Raw genomic sequence first — 25,170 nt, 5'->3', positions numbered from 1 at the left:
GGAGGAGTCCCATGGAAAATGGTCGATCAATCTTAAATCAAATCTCGGGTCAGCTGAATGCGGACTCATTTCTTCAGGAACACTGGCAGGGGTCTTTTGAAGAGTACCTCGATATTGTTCGACAGGATCCCCGGGTGACGCGAACGGCGTTCCAGCGTGTTTATGACATGATCATGAGCTATGGAACTTACCCGGTCGAAGGCAAAAAAAGTCTCATCCGCTACCGCTTCTTTGACGATCCCGTAAACGATGGCAAAGATGGCATCTTCGGACTTTCCCAACCTCTGATGGAACTGGTCAACGTCTTCAAGTCGGCCGCCCTCAAGTATGGCAGCGAACGCCGTGTGCTGTTACTGCATGGCCCGGTCGGTAGTTCCAAAAGTACGATTGCCCGTCTGCTCAAGCAGGGGCTAGAACGCTATTCCCGTACCGAAGATGGTGCCCTGTACAGCTTTGGCTGGAAAGAAGAAGACGGCACGATTCTCTGGGATCCCATGAATGGCGATCCGTTGCAGCTGGTACCCCTCAAGAATCGTCAGGAGATCTGCGACTATCTGAATGCGGAGCGTGATCCCGATAAAGATGCGGGCTACGGAGTAGAAATTACAGGCGAAGTCTGCCCGCTCAGTCGATTTATCTTCAATGAACGTCTTGAAAAAGCCAACGGCGACTGGACCAAAGTCATGGATCAGATCGTGGTGAAACGTATCACCTTTTCGGAACAGGATCGGATCGGCATCGGTACCTTCCAGCCGAAAGATGAGAAAAATCAGGACTCGACCGAACTGACCGGCGATATCAATTATCGCAAAATTGCCCAGTATGGAAGCGAAAGCGATCCCCGTGCCTTTAACTTCGATGGGGAATTCAACATCTCCAACCGTGGATTGATTGAATTCATTGAAGTTCTGAAACTGGATGTCGCGTTTCTGTACGACCTCCTGGGGGCTTCACAGGAACATAAAATCAAGCCGAAGAAATTCGCGCAGACTGATATTGATACCGTGATTATCGGTCATACCAACGAACCGGAATATCGCCGACTGCAGTCCAACGAATTCATGGAAGCACTCCGCGACCGTACGGTAAAAATAGATGTACCCTATGTCACGAAACTCAGTGAAGAAGTGAAGATTTACGAGAAGGACTACAATACCAAACGCGTTCGTGGTAAACATATCGCCCCGCATACGCTGGAAATCGCCGCGATGTGGGCCGTGCTCACGAGGCTGGAAACTCCCAAACATCACGGACTGACGTTAATCCAGAAAATGAATCTGTATAACGGAAAATCCCTGCCGGGCTTCACCACCGAAAATGTGGAACAGCTTCGCAAGGAAGCCAAGTCCGAAGGGCTGTTTGGAATTTCTCCCCGCTATGTGCAGGATAAAATCTCGAACGCCCTGGTGGTCAACTCACATAGTTCCAACCTGAATCCGTTCATGCTGCTGAATGAACTTGAAGAGGGACTGAAGCATCACTCGTTGATTGCCAACGATGATATGCGTGATCATTACCGTCAACTTATCACTGTTGTGAAGGAAGAGTATACCGACATCGTGAAGAACGAAGTTCAGCGTGCGATTGCCGCCGACGAGGAAGCACTCACGCGACTGTGTGGCAATTATCTGGATAATGTGAAGGCATACACGCAGAAAGAACGCGTGAAAAACAAATTCACCGGCGAATATGAAGAACCGGATGAACGCCTGATGCGATCCATTGAAGAACGAATTGATATCCCGGACACCAGGAAGGATGATTTCCGTCGCGAAATCATGAACTACATTGGTGCCCTGTCACTGGATGGCAAATCGTTCGACTACAAAACGAATGATCGTCTGCAGAAAGCCCTCGAAATGAAACTGTTTGAGGACCAGAAGGATACGATCAAACTGACGAGTCTGGTTTCAAATGTCGTCGATTCCGAAACGCAGGAAAAGATCGACATCGTTAAAGCACGGCTCATTCGAAATTACGGTTACGACGAAGAATCTGCGACAGACGTCCTGCAGTACGTTGCCAGCATTTTTGCTCGCGGCGATACGAAAAAGAACAGTGACGCTGCCTGATTCATTGTCAGGTCTGAATAGAACGATTCAACCCGGGATAAGAAGGAATTAAATGAGAGCCGACTCACTCTGATTCCCTGTTCTGAAAGGGGCTCGATACCATGGTGCGAAGAATAGATCGTGACCAGCAACGGTTCGATAAAATTATCAAAGGGAAGGTCCGACAACAGCTCCGGAAATATATCAATCATGGTGAAATGATTGGTCGTAAAGGCCGCGAGACTGTCAGTATCCCCGTTCCGAATATCGAGATTCCCCATTTTCAGCACGGCGAAAAAGGGAGCGGCGGTGTCGGGCAGGGAGAAGGCGAAGTCGGACAGCCCATTGGCCGCGGTAAAGGGGAGGGCGATGGTCCCGGTCAGGCCGGTAACGAACGCGGGCAGCATATTCGCGAAGTTGAATTGACGCTCGAAGAACTGGCCGACATGCTCGGCGAAGCGCTGGAGCTTCCGCGGATTGAACCCAAGGGGGAAGATGCGCTTACATCACAGAAAGACCGTTATACTTCGATCCGTCCGACAGGTCCGGATTCACTGCGCCATTTTAAACGTACTTACAAACGCGCACTCAGACGGATGATTGCCACGAATAATTACGATCCCAAAGATCCGTTTATTGTTCCCACGAAAGATGATGAACGCTTTCGCAGTTGGAAAACCGTTACCGAGCCGCATACGAATGCTGCGGTCATTTATATGATGGATGTGTCCGGATCGATGACCGATGTGCAGAAAGAAATTGTCCGCACGGAAGCCTTCTGGATTGATACCTGGCTCAAGCGGCAATATGACGGCATTGAACGCCGTTATATTGTGCATGATGCTGTGGCTCATGAAGTGGATGAGGATACGTTTTACCGCATTCGAGAGAGTGGCGGGACACGTATCTCATCCGCTTACCGGGCTGCCGACCACATTATCAAACGCGACTTTCCCCCCTCCCAATGGAATATTTACTGTTTTCAATTTTCGGATGGAGACAATTGGGGTGAAGACAATTCGGACTGTATCGAAAACCTTAAGCAAAATCTGTTTCCAATCTGTAACCTGTTCTGTTACGGGCAGGTCCGCAGTCCGTATGGATCGGGTGATTTCATAAAAGAACTCCGCAAAGTGGAAGAGGAGTTCGATAATCTGATCCTCTCGGAAATTGATGACAAAGAAGCAATTTACGGTTCCATTAAAACATTCCTGGGAACAGGGAAATAAAAAACTGTTGTGATTGACAGCAGCCAGTCAGCGTATCATTCAATAGTCAACAAGAGCTGACGGAGAATATTATGGTAGTGACAACTTATCGACCTTTGCCAAAAGAGTTGAGCGATATCCAGCAGGAGATGGAACAGCATGCGCTCGATTACGGCCTGGACTTCTTTAAAACCATCTTTGAAGTCCTGGACTATGAAGAGCTGAGCATGTTCGCCGCGTATGGCGGGTTCCCGGTTCGGTATCCGCACTGGAGGTTCGGGGCACAGTATGATGAGTTGATGAAAGGTTATTCTTACGGCTTGCAGAAAATCTACGAAATGGTGATCAACACCGATCCCTGTTACGCCTATCTGCTCAGTGCGAATGATATTACCGACCAGAAACTGGTGATTGCCCACGTTTATGGTCACTGTGATTTTTTTAAGAACAATGCCTGGTTCTCGCAGACGAACCGGAAAATGCTGGATCAGATGGCCAACCATGCCACCCGCATGAATCGGCATATTGACAACCACGGCTACGAAGTGGTCGAGACGTTCATCGATACCTGTCTGTCACTCGAAAGCCTCATCGATCCGTATTCACCACACATTCGCAGAACACAGAAAACAGAAACCAGAGCAGAGACGAAGAAACGTACTGACGAAGAGAGCGAAAGTACCGGCGGACGTTTTCCGGCCAAGTATTATATGGATCGGTATATCAATCCGGAAGAAGTGCTCGAGGAAGAAGCCAGCCAGAAACGGCAGAAAGCGCGGGAACTCTCTGATCAAATGAAGTTTCCCAAAGAGCGAATGCGGGATGTTCTGTACTTTCTCATACAATATGCGCCCCTGGAAGACTGGCAGCGGGATGTACTGACTATCATCCACGATGAAGCCTGCTACTTTGCTCCCCAGGGGCAGACTAAAATTATGAACGAAGGCTGGGCCAGTTTCTGGCACTCCACCATCATGACCCGGCACGGTCTGACGGATGAAGGACTCATCAATTATGCCGACCATCACAGTGGCACGATGGCAACCAGTCCCAATCGATTGAATCCCTACAAACTGGGGATTGAACTACTCAAAGATATTGAAGAACGCTGGAATAAAGGACAGTTCGGGCCGGAATACGAGAACTGCACCGACATGTATCAGAAGGAACACTGGGATCAGGATCTCGGTTTAGGCCGCGAAAAGATCTTTGAGGTCAGAAGGATCCATAATGATATTACCTTTATCGATACCTTTCTGACCCCCGAATTCTGTTATAAGCAGAAAATGTTTTCGTTTGCCTATAACGATTCCAACAAGACTTATGAAATTCAGTCACGAGAATTTCAACAGATCAAACAGCAGCTGTTGAACAGCCTGAGCAATCATGGTCGTCCTGTGATTTACGTGCAGGATGCAAACTATAAAAATCGAGGCGAACTCTACCTGGAACATGAATACCTGGGAGTAGAGCTCAAACTGGATTATGCTCAGGACACACTGGTCAACCTGCATACCATCTGGAAACGCCCCGTGAATATCGAAACCGTCGTTGACGATCGCCCCACGATTTTGAGCTACGATGGCAAAAAACACTCCACGAATTCCAAAGAAAAAAACTAAGATCCTCGTCAGGAGGATTCTCCTATGACTGTATTAAACCAACTCAATCATGAACTGATTCAACTGGTCGGCTTTCATTCAGCTCAGCCGCGCACGGTAACGCTGGCTGCAAAAGGTAAGATCGAAGTCATTCTCGATTTTACTTCGGTTGACACAATGAGCTGTTCTTTTCAGGAAATCCGCGTCAATGTCCCAGCGCTGACACAGGCCACGTTTGACAAACTCAAAGAGTGGGGACAGAAACTCTGTCAGCGGATCACATACCTGCTTGAGAATATCGGTCCACTCGAATATGACGAGGATGCAGCCCAGGTACTCATTCGATCGACTCCCCCCGATCAGAAACCGACCGGCACCCGGTTTTATGAGGTAATTCTGTCCTCCCATGCGAATGGCAATTTCAGTCTGAAACGCTTTGAGTCGCAGAAAGGCCAGACGGGTCGAACCCAGGTTGATCTGCAGGTCACTCATGAGGTTCTCAAAAAGCTCGTCGAAGACCTTGTGGATACGGTTCCATAAACCCCGGGACAGAATAATCGATAGACGATTTCCACCCAGACACCTTAGGGACTACAGACCTAAGGTGTATTCTCTTTTGATGATAGGTCTACATTGTAAATTCAGATTTCGTGCTTGACGAATGGTGTTTTATATGTAAAATCATATTTCATGAGTAAAACATTAGAGCGCACCGAATCAAGATTGTCATACCGGGTACCGGCTCTGGAAAAGGGTCTGGAAGTGCTGGAGCTCCTGTCCGGGATCTCTCAGCCACTCTCTTTAACGGACATTGCAGAACGTCTGGGTCGCACCAAACAGGAGTTGTTCCGGGTGATGGCGTGTCTGAATGAGCAGGGTTACCTGATCCGGGATGCCAACCAGGGGTACCGCATGAGTACCAAGCTGTTTGAGCTGGGGGCGAAACATGCCAGCACCGAAGCCTTGATCGCCCGTGCCACGCCACACATGGAATCGCTCACAAACGAACTGAACGAATCATGTCATCTGAATCTGGTCGTCCGCAATAAGATGCTGGTGATTGCCCGCGTGGACTGCGACGCGGACGTTTCCCTGGCGGTCCGCATCGGTGCCAGTTTCAAGTTACACGAACGCAACAGCGGTCACGTCGCGTTGGCCTTCCACACGGCCGATCAGCGTCAGAAATACTGGGAGCAGTCCGATCCGCCTGTAGAGCAGATCAACAAGTGGGAAAGCGAGTTTGCCAGCATCAGGCAGTCCGGTTTCCGCACGATGGAAAGTACTCTGATTGTAGGCGTTCAGGATACAGCGACGCCGATTCTGGGCGCCGATGGCAGACTGTTGGCAGTCTTATGTGTTTCCCATATTCTACGGGTCGGGGAAGCCGATGACAGCGCCCGGATTTCTTCAGCCATGCTCGAATGTTCGCAGGCAATTTCCAGTGAGTTTGGGCCGACAATGATCAGTCAACAGGATGCCCCGGCCCATGGCGTCAATAAAACTTAACGGGTGAATCGAACGGAGTTTTCATGTTAGATCAGTCTACGCGAGATCAGGATTTTCCCAGTTTGGGGGAACGCGTCTATTTAAATACGGCCGCTGAAGGCATTCCCCCGTTATCCGTCGGGAATGCGTTTCAGCAGTATTTTCAGGATAAACTGCTGGGCATGGATGGCAGAAAGCTGCATGAAGCTCAATGGGATGCAGCAAAAGAACTGCTGGCTCAGATGTACGGATTGAGTTCTGAAGAAGTCAGTATCTGCTCCTGCAGTTCGGAAGCATTCAATCTTGCATACCAGGCACTGCAACTGAAAACGGGTGATGAAATTATTGTCAGCGATCTGGATTTTCCTGCCAGCTATACCTATGGTCTGCAGCAGAGTTGCCCGGCGACCGTGAAGGTCTGGAAGTCTCGAGACTGGGAGTTGAACCTCGAAGATCTGCAGTCGCTGCTCAGTGAAAAAACCCGGGTGGTCAGTATTTCGCTGGTCAGCTTTTTTAATGGCTATAAAATACCTCTGCAGGATGTGATTCAGACCATTCGTGCGAACTCTTCTGCTCTGATCGCTCTGGATGTGACACAGGCCCTGGGACGGATTCCTCTGGATTTGACTGACATTGATTTAATCGTCAGTAGTACGCATAAATGGATTCTCGCTTCTCACGGTGGCGGACTGGTGGGCGTCCCTTCCGCTAAAGCCCGCGATTGGACGGTTCCCGCCGGAGGCTGGTTCAATCTGAAAGACGCATTTGGTGATCAGCGTTTTGAAGCAGCGGAAAGTCTGCCTGGTGCTGCCAGCTTTACCGTGGGTATGCCCAATTACCCTGCCGTCTATGCCATCCGGGCAGCATTGGATTACATTACTTCCACCGGCGTTGATGAGATCAATCGAGCGACCACACCGCTGGTCGAAGCCTGCCTGGAAGGCTTGAAAGAGACGTCCGTTGAGTTGATTTCGCCCCGCAGTCCCGAACATCTGGCTGGAATTATCGCATTTCGTCACCCCGAAGCAGAACGTATTTATCAGCATCTGCACAGTAAACAAATTCACCCTATGTACCATGCCGGACGCATCCGCGTGGCCTTGCATGGGTATAATACAATGGAAAATGTCGAGACATTCCTGAGTGAATTGAACCATGCACTCTCTAAGAGTTTTGTTGGAAATTAGGCGGTTTATGGCTGCCAAACGATTAAAAAGTCGCTGAGAAACTGTTTTAAGTTGGTATTTTTGCTGACTTCTGAACCAGAGATCATATAATAGAGGGTAAGGCATAAGCTCATTCTTCAAAAGTTCTTACCTTCACTCAATAGCCGCTCATTATTGGTGAGAGAGACTCTCGCTCCACTAATATCAATGTGTGGTTCCTACCTGAAACTGCTGGGAAAAATCATGAAGATGTCTGCTCGTTTACGAGATTGTTTCTGTACTTTCGTAACACAGGGTTCATGCGGATTATTAATCGCCCTCGCTGCAGTGAGTGTCACATCACTTCAGGCTGCTGAGAAAGAACCCAATCAGCAACAGATCCAGTTTTTTGAAGCGAAGATCCGTCCGCTGTTGATCAAGCACTGCTATGACTGTCATGGCGAAGATACTCAGGAATCTGATTTACGCGTCGATACGTTCAAAGGTATTGCTCAGGGAGGCAAAGCGGGATCATTGATTGTTCCAGGCAAACCGGAGCAGAGTCTGTTGATCACCGCGGTCAACTATCAGTCCAACGATCTGCAGATGCCTCCCGACGAAAAAATGAGTAAAGCGGAAATTGAAGACCTGACTAACTGGGTCAAAATGGGAGCACCCTATCCTAATGCGGATTTAAGTCTGCTGCGTGCACCCAGCGACCAAGGAAAATACGATCTGGAAAAAGAACGCAAGTTCTGGTCATTCCAGGCAGTGAAAAAACCGGTCCTGCCTGAAGTTAAACAGAAGTCGTGGGTCAAGAATCCGATTGATCAGTTTATTCTACAGCAACTGGAGCAGGCTGGATTGACGCCCGCCCGCCCTGCAGACAAACGCACACTGATTCGACGGACGACTTTTGATCTGACCGGCTTGCCTCCGACTCCACAGGAAATCGAAAACTTTCTGAACGACTCCTCTCCCGATGCCTTCGAAAAAGTAGTGGATCGGCTGCTGGCTTCACCTCACTACGGCGAACACTGGGGCCGTCACTGGCTGGATGTTGCCCGTTATGCTGACTCAAATGGCCTGGACGAGAATGTGGCGTATGGGACCGCATGGAAATATCGCGACTATGTCGTGAATGCGTTGAATAAAGACAAGCCCTACGATCTATTCCTCAAAGAGCAACTCGCCGGTGATTTGCTGGAGCCAGCGAAAGATGTTGTCGAACGCAATGAGCGTTTGACAGCCACCGGTTTCCTGTTATTAGGTCCGAAAGTTCTAGCCGAAGTCGATAAAACCAAAATGGAAATGGACATCATCGACGAACAGATCAATACGATTGGCGTCTCGCTGATGGGCATGACACTCGGCTGTGCCCGTTGCCATGATCACAAATTCGATCCGATTTCAGCGAACGATTATTATGGACTGGCGGGGATCTTGAAAAGCACCAAAATCATGGAGAGTTACAAGACAATTGGCCGCTGGAACGAAAACTCGCTCGCGACAGAAGCGGAACTGAAAGTACAGGCAGATTGGGATCGGAAGATCAAGGCAGAAGAAGATCAAATTGCCGCGCTGGTCAAATCAGAAAATGAACGGCTCCAGACAGAGGGGGGCAAAGAATTTAAACTGCCCGAGAAGCCGGAACCCTCTTATTCCAAAGAGGTCAAGGCAAAATTGAAAGCGCTGCGCGACCAGGTTGCATCACTGAAAAAAGAACGGCCTGAAGTTCCCACAGCAATGGGAGCAGCCGAACGGGAGACCATAGACGTTCCTATTCATATTCGTGGCAGTCACCTGACACTGGGGGAAACAGTCCCCCGCCATGTGCCTGTGGTACTGAGTCAGCAGCCACAAAATCCGTTTCCCGAGAAACAGAGCGGCCGTCTGAAGTTCGCAGAATGGCTGACCAACAGACAGCATCCCTTAACCTCACGCGTAATTGCAAACCGGGTCTGGCGCTGGCATTTCGGTAAAGGAATTGTTGCTACCCCCGATAATTTCGGAAAACTGGGGGCCAAACCAAGCAATCAACCTCTACTGGACTGGCTGGCAGCCAAACTGATGGAGGAAGACTGGTCTCTGAAGCAGCTGCATCGCCTGATTTTACTCTCCAATACATGGCAGATGAGCAGCGAATTTAACGCTCATGCCGCCGCGGTCGATCCTGATAATCGACTGATGTGGCGTGCCGATATTCGTCGACTCGATGCAGAATCGATTCGGGATTCTATTCTCAGCGTCAGTGACGGACTGGATCCCGCCCTGGGAGGCTCACTCCTGAATGTGGATAACCGTGCCTTTGTCTTCAATCACGAATCTAAAGATGGCGTCACTTACGATTTCAATCGGCGTTCGATTTATCTGCCCGTGATTCGCAATCACCTGTATGGGATGTTTATGTTGTTTGATTATTCGGACGCCAGTGTATTAAACGGTGATCGGGCCTCGACCACTGTCGCCCCCCAGGCACTGTTTCTGTTGAACAGCGAACTGGTCGAAGAAGCATCACATCGGATGGCGGAAACAGTGTTACATCAGACCGCATTATCACCCGAACAGAAGATTCAGGAATTGTTCCTGAAATCCTATGGACGACAACCGAACGAGATGGAAGTCAGCAAGTCCCTGCACTTCCTGGAAGAACTGGAAAAAGAACTGCAGGCAAAAGAAGTTGATTCCGAGAAACGAATCACCCGTGCCTGGCAGATACTCTGTCAGTCCATTTTTGCATCGAGCGAATTTATCTATCTCCGCTAATCGGGCACAGAGTCACTGAATGTAATAACCAGAATCAATTTTGAAACTGTTCAATAATAAACGAGACACGTTATGAGTATCCTACCTCAATCATTATATTCCCGCCGGGAACTGCTGAAAAAATCAGCCGTCGGTTTCGGAAACCTCGCCTTACTCTCTATGTTGAATGATGAAGCGCAAGCCTCCCAATTGAAAGATCCTCTGGCGCCGAAAGAACCCCATTTCACGCCCCGGGCCAAGCGGGTCATCTTTCTGTTCATGAAGGGAGGCCCCTCCCACATGGATACGTTCGATTACAAGCCGCAGCTACAGAAGTATGACGGTAAACCGCTCCCGTTTGATAAACCACGGGTTCAATTTGCCCCTACCGGTAACCTGTTGAAGTCGCCTTGGAAGTTTAAGCAGTACGGCGAAAGTGGCATTCATGTCAGCGAACTGTTCCCCAATGTGGCAGAATGCGTGGATGATCTCTGTATCATTAACTCACTGCATGGAACCAATGCGGCCCACGGCGGCGCCTTACTCAAACTGCATACCGGCAGCGATGCCTTTGTGCGACCCAGTATGGGATCGTGGGTGACGTATGGACTGGGAACCGAAAACCAGAACCTGCCCGGCTTCATTACGATTTGTCCGACACTCGCACATGGGGGAGTGAAGAACTGGAGCTCCGCATTCCTGCCGGCTCCTTATCAGGGAACGCCACTGGGGAATGCAGCGGTCGCCGCAAAACAGGCGCAGATCGAATATATCAAAAATGATTTTCTCTCCCGCAAAGTTCAGCGGAAACAGGTCGATTTTCTCAATGACTTGAACCGTATGCATCAGGCAGAGACCGGCCCGAACCAGATTCTGAACGATCGCATTGGTTCGTTTGAACTGGCCTTCCGCATGCAGGAAGAAGTTCCCGAGATCCAGGATATCTCCGGCGAAACCGAAGCCACCATGAAAATGTATGGACTGGATGAAGAGAAAACCGCTGATTTCGGTCGACAGTGTCTGATGGCCCGTCGTTTCGCGGAACGGGGCGTGCGTTTTATTCAGGTTTCACACAGCGATCAGAAAGTCCAATGGGATCAGCATGGGAATCTGCTGGAAGGGCATGGCAAAAATGCCAAAGAAGTTGATAAACCGATCGCGGGGTTATTGAAAGACCTCAAACAGCGCGGTCTGTTGAAAGATACACTGGTCGTCTGGGGAGGCGAGTTCGGTCGGACTCCGACTGCGCAAGGGAAAAATGGCCGCGACCACAATCCCGAAGGCTTCACCATGTGGCTCGCCGGTGGTGGCGTGAAATCTGGAATCAAGTATGGCGCCACTGATGAGTTCGGTTACTATGCCGCCAAAGATAAAATGCATATCCACGATTTCCATGCCACTCTATTGCACCTCCTCGGAATGGACCACGAAAAACTGACGTACCGATACGCGGGCCGTGATTTCCGCCTGACGGATGTCGCCGGTCATGTCGCCCACGGAATACTGGCATAAACTGAATCAACACGACAGTTAGTTAAATCAAACCCTTCTTCCTGTGGAGAAGGGTTTTTTAATTTGTACTTTCCAGAAAAGTGGGTGGTTTTCTGATCTGACCAGTGTGCGTTCGAAGTGAAGCAGCCTAAATCGCATCACATTTAACCATAGCGTCTGACAATCTATTATACTCGGTCCAAATGGCCCTGGAGACGCTACAGTAAAACTGGACACAGCCTAGCCCTGATCCCCTCACATACTGCTTGACATCGAAAATATTTCAGATAGCTTTATGTCTATGTAAGATGGATGCATTTTCCCTGAGATCGTGATGGACCATCACGTGAGAGCTTGGTATTTTACGAAGGGGCGATCTCCATGCCTCCAGAGCTAACGCGAGTACAGGCCGTCGCCACCGACTGTCGGCCGCTGGGACTTTATTTGAATTCCCCGATCCCGCCCAGATAACTCGTCGGCATAACGCGCAACAAGAAGCGGAGAAGCCAAAGAAGAACTCACAACAAGTGATTCCCGAATACGAATGGCTTAGCGATTGTTCCCGCCCAGAGCGTTATGCGTGATATGCAATGTCAATCACGGAAAAGAACCACTTATTAACATCGATGAGATACAAGTCAGGAGGCCAGGTTTGTCCGAGAGAATCTCAAATATCTCTGATTTTTTACTACAATTAGATGCTTTGAAGTCGATAAATCGACGCTCTTACATCAATGGCGGCGAGCGAGTGGAAAATTCGGCTGAGCATTCATGGCATTTAGCTATGGCCTGCTGGGCGTTTGCAGAATTGTTTCCGGAAGATTATGACATTTCGAAGCTCATCAAGCTTGCGTTACTCCATGATCTTGGTGAAATCGAAGCGGGAGATACCTTTCTTTACAGTACCAATAGAAGTGATGCGCATATTGAAGAACGCAAATGTGTAGAAAAAATTGCTTTGCACCCAGGAAATCCTATAGGAAATATCATTGAACTTTGGGAGGAACAAGAGGCAGGAAAGAGTAAGGAAGCGAAACTCTTAAAAGTGATTGATCGCTTGTTGCCTTTTCTTCATAACATCAATAGCGAAGGTCGATCATGGCAGGATAACGGAATACACAAGAATCAAGTGTTGAAAATGCATCAATTTATCGAGGAAGAAAATTACGAAATATATGGGTGGTTTATTTCAAAGGTAGAGTATGCTGTTGAGCAAGGGTGGTTGAATGGCTCCTGACAAGGCGCTGCTACAGAGATTTATACACTGGCGTTCGCAAATTTCCACCGAGTGTGGCGTTCGGCAAAGAACATCGCATACGACTGTCTTCCATTTCCAGGCGCAGCGATGGTCGTACCCGATGGCGAACTGGAGGCGGTTGGTCGCGACGCACACGCGGTAATCGACGAAGCAGTCCCGCCGGTGCTCGTCTCGGCTGATGGCACGTTTGCCGCAGGAGGATACTCGTGGGCGCCTCCGCTCAATGGCGGCTTCACGGTACTCGAACTACCGTCGCGCGAGGAGGCCATCGCGTGGGCCGCGCGCATGGCGAAGGCCTGTCGTTGTGACCAGGAGCTACGCGGCTTTGGGTTCGACCCGCAGTCCTGAGGGCAGCATAGAAATGGCGCAGAAGGTGCGGCCTGACAAAATTCATTCAAGCCGACGCCGCTTCGTGGCGCGATTTAATTCAAGCGTTAGTCAGAGGTATGAATAACAAACCAACATTGCTTACAGATGTGATCTTAGAGTGGGACGAGTTCCACTGGTCAGGGCATGTCGCGGACCTTGGTTCACTCGGGAGGGAAATGGAAGACCCCGTAGAGACGAAGGATGAGGAGCGAATACCACCTCACTATCTTCAAGTGGACTTATGGAAGCGTATCGTCGGCGAGAATGCGCATTATGCCGAATTGGTGCGCACCGGATTATTCAGGTATTATTGCGATATCAGGTCTCAATATGAGAAAGCGGGTCCAGAATGGGTTGCGAACATGACAGTCTTGACTGGAAAGGAAGCGATAGATGACATGCTATACATCAACTACATAACGATACGCTGGCCGTTGGATTCTCTTATGTCTGTAAGTGGGACCGAGAACACGGAGTGGACATTGTTATTAAGGGGGATAATGTCCTGGATGTTGGCGGTGCAGACTGCTTATATTTTAGCTGAAAATGATCCTGAACCCGATCTTTTGAGTTCAAGGCATGAGCGAATACAGGGAGGAATCCGTGAATTTTCCTTGCTTCCACGCCAAGCTTGTGTCCACGAAATGGATGATTTTCTGATCTCAACCGCTGTGGAATACGTTTTCTCACCCATCAGAACAAAAACATACGACCGGGCTGCGATTGAATACCGCGTTCCAGAAAGACTATGATCGCAGGTTGCGTATTCGGGAGAAAAAGCATTCCATTCAGCTGGTTTCCAATCATCTGAAACACGTTACAATGAACAGTGAGTCAGCGTTGAATCACTCGGCATAAGCTTGCATGTCTTCCGGGACTGTTCTATGGTATCTTGCCGCGAAGGGTAAAGATTCAAATCATCAGCAATTATTTTTATGAAATCAGAGATATGGGTTCCAAAGATAAAAAGAAATGGCGTTCCACAACGATATTAACAGTGCGTCATAACGGTCAGGTTGCCATCGGCGGAGATGGACAGGTGACCCATGGTGATACTGTCATGAAAAGCGATACCCGCAAGATTCGCAAGATTCTCGACGGCCACGTTATCTGTGGTTTTGCCGGTTCGACCGCCGATGCATTTTCTCTGCTGGAACGCTTCGAAGTCAAAGCCCGGGATTACCCGGGTAATATGCCGCGGGCGGCAACTGAACTGGCGCGTGACTGGCGCACCGATCGCGTCTTGCGAAAACTGGAAGCACTGATCATCGTCGTCAATGACGAACATAGTCTACTGATTACCGGCCAGGGAGATGTTGTTGTACCCTCAGATGGAGTCATCGGCATCGGTTCCGGAGGCAACTTTGCGACGGCAGCAGCCCGGGCGCTGATTGGGCATTCCCAGCTGTCGGCTGCGGAAATTGTGAAAACATCGCTGGGAATCGCATCAGATATCGACATCTATACGAATAATAATATCATCGTGGAGGAGCTGCAGTGCAAGAGTTAACACCCCGACAGATCGTCGCGGAACTGGATAAACATATCGTCGGTCAGGATGACGCGAAACGCGCTGTCGCCATCGCGCTGCGAAATCGCTGGCGCTGGCAGCAGCTCCCCGATGAACTGCGGAATGAAATCACGCCCAAAAACATCATCATGATCGGGCCGACGGGGGTCGGGAAAACCGAAATTACACGACGGCTGGCGAAATTGATCAATGCACCCTTCATCAAAGTCGAAGCGACCAAATATACCGAAGTGGGTTATTACGGTCGCGATGTGGAAAGCATGGTCCGCGACCTGGTTGACTCGGCTAAAAATCTGGTCCGTGAAAACAAACGCGTGGAGGTCGTAGATAAAGCCAAAGTCCGTGTGGAAGAACGCCTGCTGGATCTGTTGATTCCGCGACCCGAATGGGAAGCTTCCTACGTTGAATCCACCGAAGAAGGTAAGGAAGAAAACGCATCGGAACGCTACGAACGAACCCGCGACAAGTTTCGCAAAATGCTGAACCAGGGGGCACTCGAAGAGAAAGAAGTCGAAATCTCGATCGACCCGAAAAGCTCTCCCGTGCAGGTTTTTTCCAATATGGGCATGGACCAGATGGACGTCGATCTGCAGGGCATGTTTGAACGCATTATGCCGCAGCAGAGTAAGCATCGTAAAATGTCCGTGAAAGAAGCACGCGGAGTTCTCCTCGACCAGGAAGTTGAAGGCTTGATGGATAAAGATGCCATTGCCGAAGAAGCCGTGCAACTGGCCGAACGCAGCGGGATCGTCTTTATCGATGAGCTTGACAAGATCTGTACTTCAGAAGAAGGTGGCAGTCGAGGCGGCGATGTGAGCCGCCAGGGTGTGCAGCGCGACTTGCTGCCCATCGTGGAAGGGACCACAGTACAGACTCGCAGTGGGTCTGTCAAAACAGACTATATGCTGTTTATCGCAGCCGGTGCCTTTCATCGTACGAAACCTTCCGATCTGATGCCCGAACTACAGGGACGTTTTCCGATTCGTGTCGAACTGCAGGAACTGACGCGAGATGATTTTCTCAGAATTCTGACTGAGCCAACCAGTTCGATTACGATGCAGTATCAGGCTTTGCTGGAAACCGAAGGCGTGAAGATCAAATTCGAACAGGATGGTCTGGAAGAGCTGGCAAAAATTGCGTTTCAAGTGAATCAGACGACGCAGAATATTGGTGCCCGCCGTCTGCATACCATTCTGGAACGTCTCCTGGAAGAAGTCAGCTTTGAAGCACCCGATCTCAAAACGAAAAAGATTGTGATCGACGCGCCGTATGTTCAACAGAAACTGCATTCGATTGTGGAAGATGAAGACCTTAGCAAATTCATCCTATAATTTGAGAATGGATCCATAAAAAAACTCCCCGGTTCAAACAGAATCGGGGAGTTTTTGTTTTTATGTGGATTCAAATCCGCCGAAATTAAAATTCGCCGATCACATTGCCGTCGCTGATTTTTCCCAGGTTTTCGTAAGTCGTTCCGTCGATATTCTCACTCAGGAAGCGGACGCCACCATCGCCGAGCAGAAAGTGGGCACCGCCGGTATGCTGACTGCTGAAAGCCCAGGCCAACGTTCCGTTTATGAGGGAGCCAGAATGGTTTTCTGTTTTCCAGACGACAGATGCTGTTTTGCCATTATCGTAGTAACCAACCCAGACGCCTCCATTGTAAGTGATCGAACCCACACGTCCCCGTGCGGTTTCGCCAATCAGCACGGTGTTGCTGGCACCATCGGTGAGATCACGTAGTCGAGTATTACTGTTCGACCAGAAAGAGCCGTTACCGCCGGCTGCATTATGCGGGCTGGTGTTAATCGATGTGCCCGTCCCGCGGCTGCCGTAGATGGTTTTGTAGTTGGAGGTCGCATGGCCACCTCGATCGGAATTCAGCTGGCTGCCAGTGTCGGAAGGACAGCGGAAGAGAGGGATGGTCGTTTTTGATTCCGGAGAGGGAGTGGCGACCAGTTGAGTACTCTTCACATTCAAGGCATTATACATGTTGGCCTGATCAATGAAGGGGAGCAGCATGGTTCCCCAGCCCCAGCCTGGTTTACAGCCGCTGGGACTGGTAACACTTGGCTGACAGGAAGCTGAAGTGGATGGTTGCACCCAGCCGGGAGGAAAACTGCGATGCGTTTCATGGTAATTATGCAGCGCCAGTCCCATCTGCTTCACGTTATTCTTGCAGGTACTGCGTCGAGCGGCTTCCCGGGCCTGTTGGACCGCCGGTAGTAATAGTGCAATCAGGATTGCAATAATGGCAATCACAACAAGTAGTTCAATCAGGGTAAAACCAGTTCTGTGGACCAGTGCGGATTTGCTCCGAGGCTGCATCTTGACTCTCCAGTCGTTAAAATTGTTTATCGGATTAAAAATAGAATGCACGCACGGATGCCTGCAAAATAATAAACTGCGGGAACTCTGGTACTCTTTCGTGGAGTCGATATCAATGAGTACCGATGTGAAAGAAGCGGGAAGCGGCTTGTAGAACAGATTTCAACTCTGCACACTGACGTTCCAGTGTTGAATACCGAAAATGGACCGAATCTCACGCAGAAAAATTCACTTTCTTCAGATTGAATGTGTAATGCTAACTATTTGAGTTCAGCGTAGAATTTTAGACGGTGCATCGTGTTGGTTTACTGAACATTACTCTCAGGACGTGATGGTTTATATCAGGGTGAAGGAGCAGGACGTGAATGATGACTGGGAATCAGAATATGATACAGATTACCCGGACGAATCGGACTTCGATGAGGAAACTTCAACCATCGTCTGCCCCAACTGCGGAGCAGACGTATATGAAGAAGCGCCTGCCTGCCCGGTCTGTGGAGAATATATAGGCGTGAATACTCACCCGTTCAGCGAGCGACCTCGCTGGTGGGTCTCCCTGGGAATCCTGGGAGTCATTGCTACCATTCTTGTTCTCATTTTTCTTTCGTAATATGATTTAAAGAAACAGCTGCATGAATTTGTCTCGCATCATTCTCGGTTCCCGTTCGCCTCGCCGCAAAGAACTGCTCACACAGCTTCTGCCAGAAACTCAGATTGAAGTTGTGCCTCCCGCTGATCCGGAGGAAGCGGGATTTGAACAGCTGCACGAATGGGATGCGATACAACAGCAGCTGATCTCAATCTGTACTGCCAAAAATGAAGATGTCTTTCAGCAGAGGCCGGCTGACGCCTCGGTTCCGATCTTAACCGCAGATACAATCGGTGTTGTCAAACGGGAAACAGGTGATCTGGTTGTGCTGGGACAGCCTCCTGTTGAATCTGCCTGGCAGGAAACTGTCAAGGAATGGTTTCTGAACGACTACGCAGGGAGAACCCATCTGGTACTGACGGGTGTCTGCCTGAGATACCAGCAGCGGGTGACGATACAGATCGCAGAAACAGAGGTGACCTTTCACGATCAGGAGTATGTGCGGGAGCGACTGGACTGGTATCTTTCGACACAGGAGTCGCGCGGCAAGGCAGGGGGGTATGCGATTCAGGGAGCCGGGAGTATTTTTGTGAACCGCATTGAAGGCAGCCTGTCGAATGTTGTAGGATTGCCATTGGAAACTGTGTTCGAAATGTTGAATCGTTCACAAACCGTATAAATCACAAATTCGAAAACAGCTTATGTCAATGATCCAGTGGAGTACCACGGAAGCTCCGGAAATCCAGATCGGGGATCGGGTTCTCGCCTCACGTTATTTCCTGGCGCCTCTGGCGGGTTACACGCAGCATGCGTTCCGAGTTGCTATCCGCGAACTGGGGGGCGTCGGACTCTGCACCACGGATCTGGTGCTCGCTTCTCATCTGCTGTCAGGCAGTCGCAAATCGAAGGCGCTGCTGACGACTTCTCCCGCCGACCAACCATTGACGATTCAGATCTTTGGCGGTGTCACTGCCGAGCTGGTTGCCGCGGCCCGCTGGCTGGATCAGCATGGTTATGCTGCCGTCGATCTGAATATGGGGTGTCCGATGGCCAAGATTAACGGCAACGGAGGTGGCGCCCGCATTATGTGTAGCCCCGACGCAGCCTGTCAGATGGTGGCAGAAGTCGTTGACGCGGTCTCGATTCCAGTGACGGTCAAAATGCGACTGGGCTGGGATCGTGATTCGATTACCGCGCCGCTTTTGGCACGCGAATTCGAGCAGGCGGGCGTGGCGGCGATTACAGTTCACGGACGCACCCGCAATCAGGGATTTGGAGGAACCGTGGATCTGGAGGGAATCAGGCAGACGGTCGAAGCCGTTCAACACATTCCCGTCATTGGTAATGGTGATGTTTGTACCGTGGAAGATGCTTTTCGCATGCGTCAACAGACCGGCTGTGCTGCGGTGTCAATCGGCCGTGGAGCCATGCTGGACCCCTGGATCTTTCGTAAGATCTCCCAGGTGGTTCAAGGTGAAGAACCAGTGTCCGAGCCCACCAGGGAAGAACAGATTCAATTTTTGGAACGCCACTTCACTTTGATGTTTCAGCAGCATGAACTGTTTGGCTGTCGCTTGATTCGCAAGTTTGCCGCCTGGTATGGTGCCCGCCTGGGAATTCCGGAAGATCTGGAAGACCGGTTGCGGCGACTGGAGTCAGACGGGGAGTTTCAGGACATCGTCGAACAGATTCGCCTGCGGCACGGCGAGCGGGAATCTTCTGTACCGACCGCATTGATTAAAACACCAAATGGTCCGGTCGAACGCTGGTGATTTGATTTGTCAGTAAAAAAACAGCCTCCTGAAATAATTCAGAGAGGCTGTTTGTGTTAATGCTTCAGGGGACAGATGATGTTCAAGTGAAATTACTCACGAATATCGTTACCACCGGCGTTGTTGATATCCAGTCCCAGATCAAGCAGGAACCAGTCGTCCCCACGGGCCACAGCTCCGTACAACCGATCGAGTTCACCATCATCAAAGACGGTTGTACTGTCGAGTCTGATGTTATTCACACCAGCGGCAGTATTTTGCACACGGGTACGAACACTGTTAACGCGATCGCCGAACGGATCAGCGGAAATCCATTCTTTGTAAATAGCAAATAACTGGGTCATTCCGTTATCGTAAACAGTGGAACCACCAATCAGAATGTCGCCATTCGAGCCGTAGTTTGTGTAAAGCTGTTCGTTATGGCCGCGGATATAGTCTAAACCTTTACCGCCGATCAAAATATCGAATCCGTCAGGTCCGCCTTCCAGGGTATCATGTCCGTCGCCGCCGACGAGAACATCATTTCCTCGGCCGCCCTGCAGGATATCATTCCCCAGACCACCAAAAATCATCGTTTCCCGGTTATAGAAGGTGTCGTCGACAGTGATGGTGTCATCTCCAGCCAGTCCCCAGATATAGACACCGCCCGTAGGAGCGAATTCTCCCTTGTTGACGCCGTTGATCCGGACCATGATAATATTGGTTCCGTAGGTCTGGGAGAGAAAGATATTATCATTAGCTAGTGTCCCTGTGATGAACAGTGCTGTCTTACCCGGACGATTCGGGTCGTTATCCAGTAAATCAATGGAATTTTGAGGTATCACCGAGACCAGATAGTCTTCCACTTCACCATCGGCTGCCTTACCCGTTGCTGATAATCCGCCTGCCGAACTTAATCGAAACCGGGCGGCTACCTGAGTTGTGTCAGTAGAGGTAACGACCTCGGCGTGGGAGATGTCAAATGAAACAGCATTTACTCCCGCAACGACTGCGTATCTTGTGAGGATTTTTTCGTATGGATCATTCCAGTCACCATCGTTATTCAAGTCGATCCAGGCATCAATGAAACCGCTACCGGAAGAGATAATCGTGACGGTTGCAGCATTGTCACCTGCCACGATCGGGCTCAACAGGATTCCATCGTCGTAGGTGTCCAGCTCTGCCCCCGGTGATTCCTGATCAGGATCAGCCAAATCATCTGAGACGTTAGCACCCAGGTGCAGACCGTTATCGTTGATGGCATGTTGTGCCCCTTCGCCGTTCGGATCAACCGCCAGGTTCGGGAAAGATTCCGGAGCATCACCAAAGTCGACAAATTCAGCTACGATATCTGCGGTTATAGTTTTGATTATTGGAGTTTCTGTTCCGTCGGGACCTGCAAATCTCAAGACGGTTCCCAGGTCGGAATCGACAACATACAGGTTGTTATCCGGACCGAAAGTCAAACTATATGGAAGTTGGATAGTCTTTCCGAAAGTATAATTGCCAGATTCAACCGGGCTACCGGTCATGTCAAATCGCAGAATACCTTCTGTGGTACCATTGGCAACATAGAGATTTCCGTCAGGCCCGATCGCTAATCCCCGAGGATTTGCCAGGCCGTTTGTTCCTGCAGGTATAAAGGCGCCGCCATTTGTATTTTCTATCTCATTACCGTCTAGATCAAATCGCAGTATTTCATTGCTCTCCAAGATGGAGACAAATAGCGTATTATTGGCTTCATCAAAGGCTAAGCCTGAAGGAGTGCGAGAATTAAGTTCTGTTCTTGTCACTAATTCTTTGATAAAGCTACCGTCAGACCCAAATTCTAAAACACGTCCTTTTGTGAAGCCAATGTCGGCAACATAGAAGTTACCACCACTAGTGGGGTTCCTGACAATGGAACCAGGTTTAGATAATGGCGCTACTACGGGTACCAATGGCTCTGTCCCATCTGGATACACAGTATGAGCGCCAATAAATACTCCATTCAGTGTATCATCGAGAAATCGGTCGTAGCGGAGAACTTCTCCAGAGCCTGAACTGGTTACATAGAGATAATCAGCATCAAAAACCAGACCATTCGGAACGTCCACCCCTCCTGATTTGATGTAATCATCAATGAAATTTCCGGTTTCACCATCGAATCGCTTTACCGTATGGTCTGTACCATCCGAATTTTCATATCCATTGCTGACAAAGAGGTTTTCGTCCCCATTGGGGTTTGACATGAAAATCAATCCACGTGGACCGTTTAATAACCCTGCCGGTATAAATTCATCCAGGAAATTACCTGGCTGGCCTTCTCCAGAGTCAGCGTCTGCGTAGGCAGCGGTAATCGTTTCGCCGAACACGACTTCGAGTATACCGTTTCCAACAACGAGTGTACCCGGTGACGATTGAATGCTACCCTCAAATTTGCCAGAAACGGTTTCGGTCAGGACAACGGTTTCCGAATCGCCGCCAGAGGATGTGACAGTGACATTCACTGTACCAGCACCAAACAGGTCGCCATCGGTCACTGTGATTTTGATAAGATTACCGGCTTCGTATTCTACAGCATCAAAGACGATCTCACCATCGCGAGCTTCAGTCAGAGTGATCTGGTAATCTTCGACTTCCCCATCCGGTGCCAGTCCCGCTACGCCGATACCAGCCACTGAACTTAAACGGAAGCGGGCATAGGTTTCTCCGACGACGAAGTCAGATCCTGTTGGAACCGTAAATGAAAGGGGATTATCGCCATCTGTGACGAACTCATCTACAAAAATCTGTTCGCTGACATCCCAGACGCCATCCCGGTTAAAGTCGATCCAGCCCTGCAGGTAGCCTGACCCTGAAACGTTGACCCTGATTCTACCATTCACATCACCGGCAGCAATACTTGTGGTCTCGTTACCACGAGCATCCAGGAAGGTCACGCCGTTTTCATCGGCTCCATCTCCCAAAGCATCGAGACTGGTTTGGCCGTCGACTTCATAGTCGACCGAGGCGCCCAGAGTCAGTCCTCCTCCGAGGGTGTGACGGGCACCACCTTCAACATAGTTCGGGTCGTCCAGCAGTGTCGGGTAGTTAGAGGGAGCATCGCCGAAATCCAGACCATAGTTCGCAGCCGTCGATAAACCAAATGCCAGCGTGTTGATACTGTCCTGCGTACCAGAGAATGGTGAGGTCAGGAGATCTGTTCCGAAGTCTACATCAGTAGTATCATCAGCAGTGCCGAAAATGCCATCATTGCCGATGCCAATGATATTTGCGATGCCAAAGGAAAGGCCTATTACATCAGTGAATCCTCCATGATCAGCAAGTTGGGGGGAACTATTGAAGCCGATGCCTGTATGAAATAAGCCGAACAAATGCCCTGCTTCATGTGAAACAATGTTCCCAATTGCCACCCCGATCAGTTCGGTCATCGTTGTGTCAAAATTTCGGGGGACGTTATTCAAGGAGAATTGATTACCTGGATCTGTGCTGCTGAGTTGATCAAGCAGTACCACAGCTGTTTCAGTCGTATCAAAATTACCGACATCAATGGATTCCGCGATCCCAAGTGTGCCGATTCCCAGCTCATTGATCGTACCACCCACGATAACGCGTGTGAAATGGGGGGTATTAAATTCATCCAGTCCCGGATTATCACGGCTGTTCAAAATCCGAATGCCATAATCACCTGGGGTACCGATGACAGCATCGGTGTCCGGATCAAAGTATTCACCATTGTTTCCATTTGCTCCAATGTCAGCAAAGTTCTCTTTAATGGTGGCCATGATGGCATCAATGACCGCATTTTTTACATCTTCATCGGTATCTGAGAGTTCCCAATTGCTGAGGAATGCGTCCATGGAAGACAGAGTGGCTGTTCTGGAAGAGAGTGAATCATAGAAGATCGATGGATCTACTTCTGCACCATCAAAGTCGATATACAGAGTCTGAACCGCTCCGGAATCTTCTGGTTGTGTTTCCAGTACAGGGCGAAATGCTCTTAATTCAAGATCGTAGAATCCCTCATTACCACTGACTGAGATAAAGTAAGTTCCAGCAGTCGGCGCGACAAAGGAGGCCGCAGCATTCCCATCACCGGGCAACGGACTGTCTTCAGGATATAAACCAGTCATATATTGCGAGGACCGCATGATCGGCGTCCCGTCAGGCTGGTACAGGGAAACGATTTGTCCGGCACCAAACACGTTGGCACCCAGGATGTCTCCCGCTTCCAGATCGACAGAATAGTAGTCCACGTCGGTTGCATTCAAGCCAATGGTCAGATGGTAGTCACCTTCTGCACTGGAAGCAGTCCCAACCCCGTTTCCACTGGTGGGGTCATTGGCATCAGATGGTAACCCGGTACTGGAACTTGAGACAAGAATATAGTACGTACCATCCGATAACGCTGTATAACTCAAGTAACTGTCAGTGCCGACGAAACCGCCTGTGGTGGTTGCAAAGAGGGGGGTCCCGGAGCTGGAATAAATGGCAACGAGCGTGTTTAAGCCATTGAACTGAGTCACATCTTCTGCCAGTGCAGTGATGATATCGCCTCTTTTCACTCCAGATATTTCATAGAAATCAAAGTCTCCCGTCCCGGTACCATCACTGCCATTGAGGCCATCTCCAATCGTTGCATTTCGGATACTGATTGATTCACCAGAGGAGAGTGCGGTAAAATTTGCCTGGGGGATGGAATCATTGTCTTCAGGAAAATAAAAAGAGGCTGTACGGTTGACGGTTGTGGCGTTTGACAGGTACCCCTGAACATTGACATCAAATTCATCACCCTGACCCGTCCCGAAGTTATCGATGTGCTCAGCATTTTCCGGGATATTATTATCCCCGTTATCAAAAATATCTTCATTCTCATTGGTGTCGAAACCCAATGGATTGGAAGGAATATCAATCTGCCCGGGATCGTTCAGCATGTGATGTAGTTCTTCATCACTAAATGCTTTCTGCACATTCAATTGGGCGGGAGTCTTATAGTTCAACTGATTGATAGGCTGACTTGAAGCATCATCATCAGGCAAAGCGGGTTGTACGGCACCGGGAGATTCATATGCAGTGGTATTCAAGAGGGCATTCGTCGCTGACAGCAACGTCCTGTCTTCCAGAAATTCCACCGTTGAATAAGAATTGCTGAAAGAGTTCAGACGTTGATTTCTTAATCGTTTATTGCGCCCTTTCAGGAGCTGATTGAGAAAAGAACCGATTCGACCAGGCTGGTGACGACGTTTAGTTCTCGTAAACATCATTTGCATCTTTCCATATCATGCTAAAACAGGGAACTCTATTTCAGCGAGTCGCGTGTCTTTGAAGAGTGATTAACTCTTTAATTTATATCTGTTTAGAACTATTTGGCGCAGTGTGGTACTCAATAAAAATACGCTGCGATGGTAGTTGACAAAATTCAACAAACCGACCTATTTGTTAAAATGGGTAGATTCAAGATAGATTGTGCAGCAGCAAAAGTATGTATGTCAAGCAAAAGATAAAAAAGATCAATTGAAAACAGGTCGTTCGTACTGGTTTTAGCGGCTGTTCCCGCTGCTACGGAGTGTCTATTACGTTCTGGACGTCTGAAACCGAAATTTCTCACCATAGTTAAGGGGGAATTCAAAGTTATT

At 49.5% G+C, this 25,170-nt stretch carries 18 protein-coding genes; 16 read left to right on the top strand and 2 right to left on the bottom strand.

The genetic code is table 11. The features are described 5' to 3' along the window. The first annotated feature begins 11 nt into the window (after positions 1–11). The 13 genes from Pan161_RS21515 (at position 12) to hslU (ending at position 16,215) form a co-directional block, all read left to right on the top strand. Positions 12–2,072: a PrkA family serine protein kinase gene (locus Pan161_RS21515; RefSeq protein ID WP_145230723.1), complete on the top strand. Its 2,061-nt coding sequence runs from the start codon at positions 12–14 to the stop codon at positions 2,070–2,072. Between the two features lie 101 nt (positions 2,073–2,173). Beyond that, on the top strand, positions 2,174–3,280 hold the full coding sequence (locus Pan161_RS21510; protein WP_145230721.1) for a DUF444 family protein: 1,107 nt from the start codon (positions 2,174–2,176) through the stop codon (positions 3,278–3,280). A 71-nt stretch (positions 3,281–3,351) separates the two neighbouring features. Further along, the gene (locus tag Pan161_RS21505; RefSeq protein WP_197995451.1) at positions 3,352–4,881 is read left to right on the top strand and encodes a SpoVR family protein; all 1,530 of its coding nucleotides are present in this window, start codon (positions 3,352–3,354) and stop codon (positions 4,879–4,881) included. A gap of 24 nt (positions 4,882–4,905) precedes the next feature. Then, complete coding sequence (locus Pan161_RS21500; protein WP_145230719.1) at positions 4,906–5,400, top strand: hypothetical protein; 495 nt, start codon at positions 4,906–4,908, stop codon at positions 5,398–5,400. A 150-nt stretch (positions 5,401–5,550) separates the two neighbouring features. Then, positions 5,551–6,366, top strand: coding sequence for an IclR family transcriptional regulator (locus Pan161_RS21495; RefSeq protein WP_145230717.1), 816 nt, complete (start codon positions 5,551–5,553; stop codon positions 6,364–6,366). 23 nt (positions 6,367–6,389) lie between these two features. Further along, complete coding sequence (locus Pan161_RS21490) at positions 6,390–7,532, top strand: aminotransferase class V-fold PLP-dependent enzyme (protein WP_145230715.1); 1,143 nt, start codon at positions 6,390–6,392, stop codon at positions 7,530–7,532. A 222-nt stretch (positions 7,533–7,754) separates the two neighbouring features. Then, positions 7,755–10,256: a PSD1 and planctomycete cytochrome C domain-containing protein gene (locus Pan161_RS21485; protein ID WP_145230713.1), complete on the top strand. Its 2,502-nt coding sequence runs from the start codon at positions 7,755–7,757 to the stop codon at positions 10,254–10,256. A gap of 72 nt (positions 10,257–10,328) precedes the next feature. Continuing rightward, positions 10,329–11,747 (top strand): DUF1501 domain-containing protein, encoded by a 1,419-nt coding sequence (locus tag Pan161_RS21480; RefSeq protein WP_145230712.1) that lies wholly within the window; start codon positions 10,329–10,331, stop codon positions 11,745–11,747. A 631-nt stretch (positions 11,748–12,378) separates the two neighbouring features. Then, positions 12,379–12,963 (top strand): HD domain-containing protein, encoded by a 585-nt coding sequence (locus Pan161_RS21475; protein ID WP_145230710.1) that lies wholly within the window; start codon positions 12,379–12,381, stop codon positions 12,961–12,963. A 108-nt stretch (positions 12,964–13,071) separates the two neighbouring features. After that, the gene (locus Pan161_RS31440) at positions 13,072–13,332 is read left to right on the top strand and encodes a YciI family protein (protein ID WP_390620710.1); all 261 of its coding nucleotides are present in this window, start codon (positions 13,072–13,074) and stop codon (positions 13,330–13,332) included. Between the two features lie 197 nt (positions 13,333–13,529). Then, positions 13,530–14,105, top strand: a complete 576-nt coding sequence (locus Pan161_RS31530) for a hypothetical protein (RefSeq protein WP_145230708.1) — start codon at positions 13,530–13,532, stop codon at positions 14,103–14,105. Between the two features lie 197 nt (positions 14,106–14,302). Beyond that, entirely contained in the window at positions 14,303–14,863 is a 561-nt protein-coding gene (gene hslV / locus Pan161_RS21460) for an ATP-dependent protease subunit HslV (protein ID WP_145230706.1), read from the top strand. After that, entirely contained in the window at positions 14,851–16,215 is a 1,365-nt protein-coding gene (gene hslU / locus Pan161_RS21455; protein WP_145230704.1) for an ATP-dependent protease ATPase subunit HslU, read from the top strand. The genes hslV and hslU overlap by 13 nt, the downstream gene beginning before the upstream one ends. A gap of 85 nt (positions 16,216–16,300) precedes the next feature. Here hslU and Pan161_RS21450 read toward each other — a convergent pair whose 3' ends face one another. After that, positions 16,301–17,212, bottom strand: coding sequence for a DUF1559 domain-containing protein (locus Pan161_RS21450; protein WP_145230702.1), 912 nt, complete (start codon positions 17,210–17,212; stop codon positions 16,301–16,303). Between the two features lie 361 nt (positions 17,213–17,573). On the opposite strand from Pan161_RS21450, the gene Pan161_RS21445 reads away from it, so the two are divergent. From Pan161_RS21445 to Pan161_RS21435, 3 genes are read left to right on the top strand one after another with little or no spacing between them, the layout of a single operon-like run. Next, entirely contained in the window at positions 17,574–17,822 is a 249-nt protein-coding gene (locus Pan161_RS21445; RefSeq protein ID WP_197995449.1) for a zinc-ribbon domain-containing protein, read from the top strand. A gap of 22 nt (positions 17,823–17,844) precedes the next feature. After that, positions 17,845–18,480, top strand: a complete 636-nt coding sequence (locus Pan161_RS21440; RefSeq protein WP_145230698.1) for a Maf family protein — start codon at positions 17,845–17,847, stop codon at positions 18,478–18,480. A 22-nt stretch (positions 18,481–18,502) separates the two neighbouring features. Then, positions 18,503–19,573, top strand: a complete 1,071-nt coding sequence (locus Pan161_RS21435; RefSeq protein WP_145230696.1) for a tRNA dihydrouridine synthase — start codon at positions 18,503–18,505, stop codon at positions 19,571–19,573. 92 nt (positions 19,574–19,665) lie between these two features. Here Pan161_RS21435 and Pan161_RS31050 read toward each other — a convergent pair whose 3' ends face one another. Then, positions 19,666–24,798 (bottom strand): GEVED domain-containing protein, encoded by a 5,133-nt coding sequence (locus Pan161_RS31050; protein WP_261342928.1) that lies wholly within the window; start codon positions 24,796–24,798, stop codon positions 19,666–19,668. Positions 24,799–25,170: the final 372 nt, after the last annotated feature.

Origin of the sequence: Gimesia algae (assembly GCF_007746795.1) — a bacterium.
In the GTDB taxonomy this organism is placed as follows: Bacteria; Planctomycetota; Planctomycetia; order Planctomycetales; family Planctomycetaceae; genus Gimesia; species Gimesia algae.
This window is presented reverse-complemented; position numbering and strand designations above follow the sequence as displayed.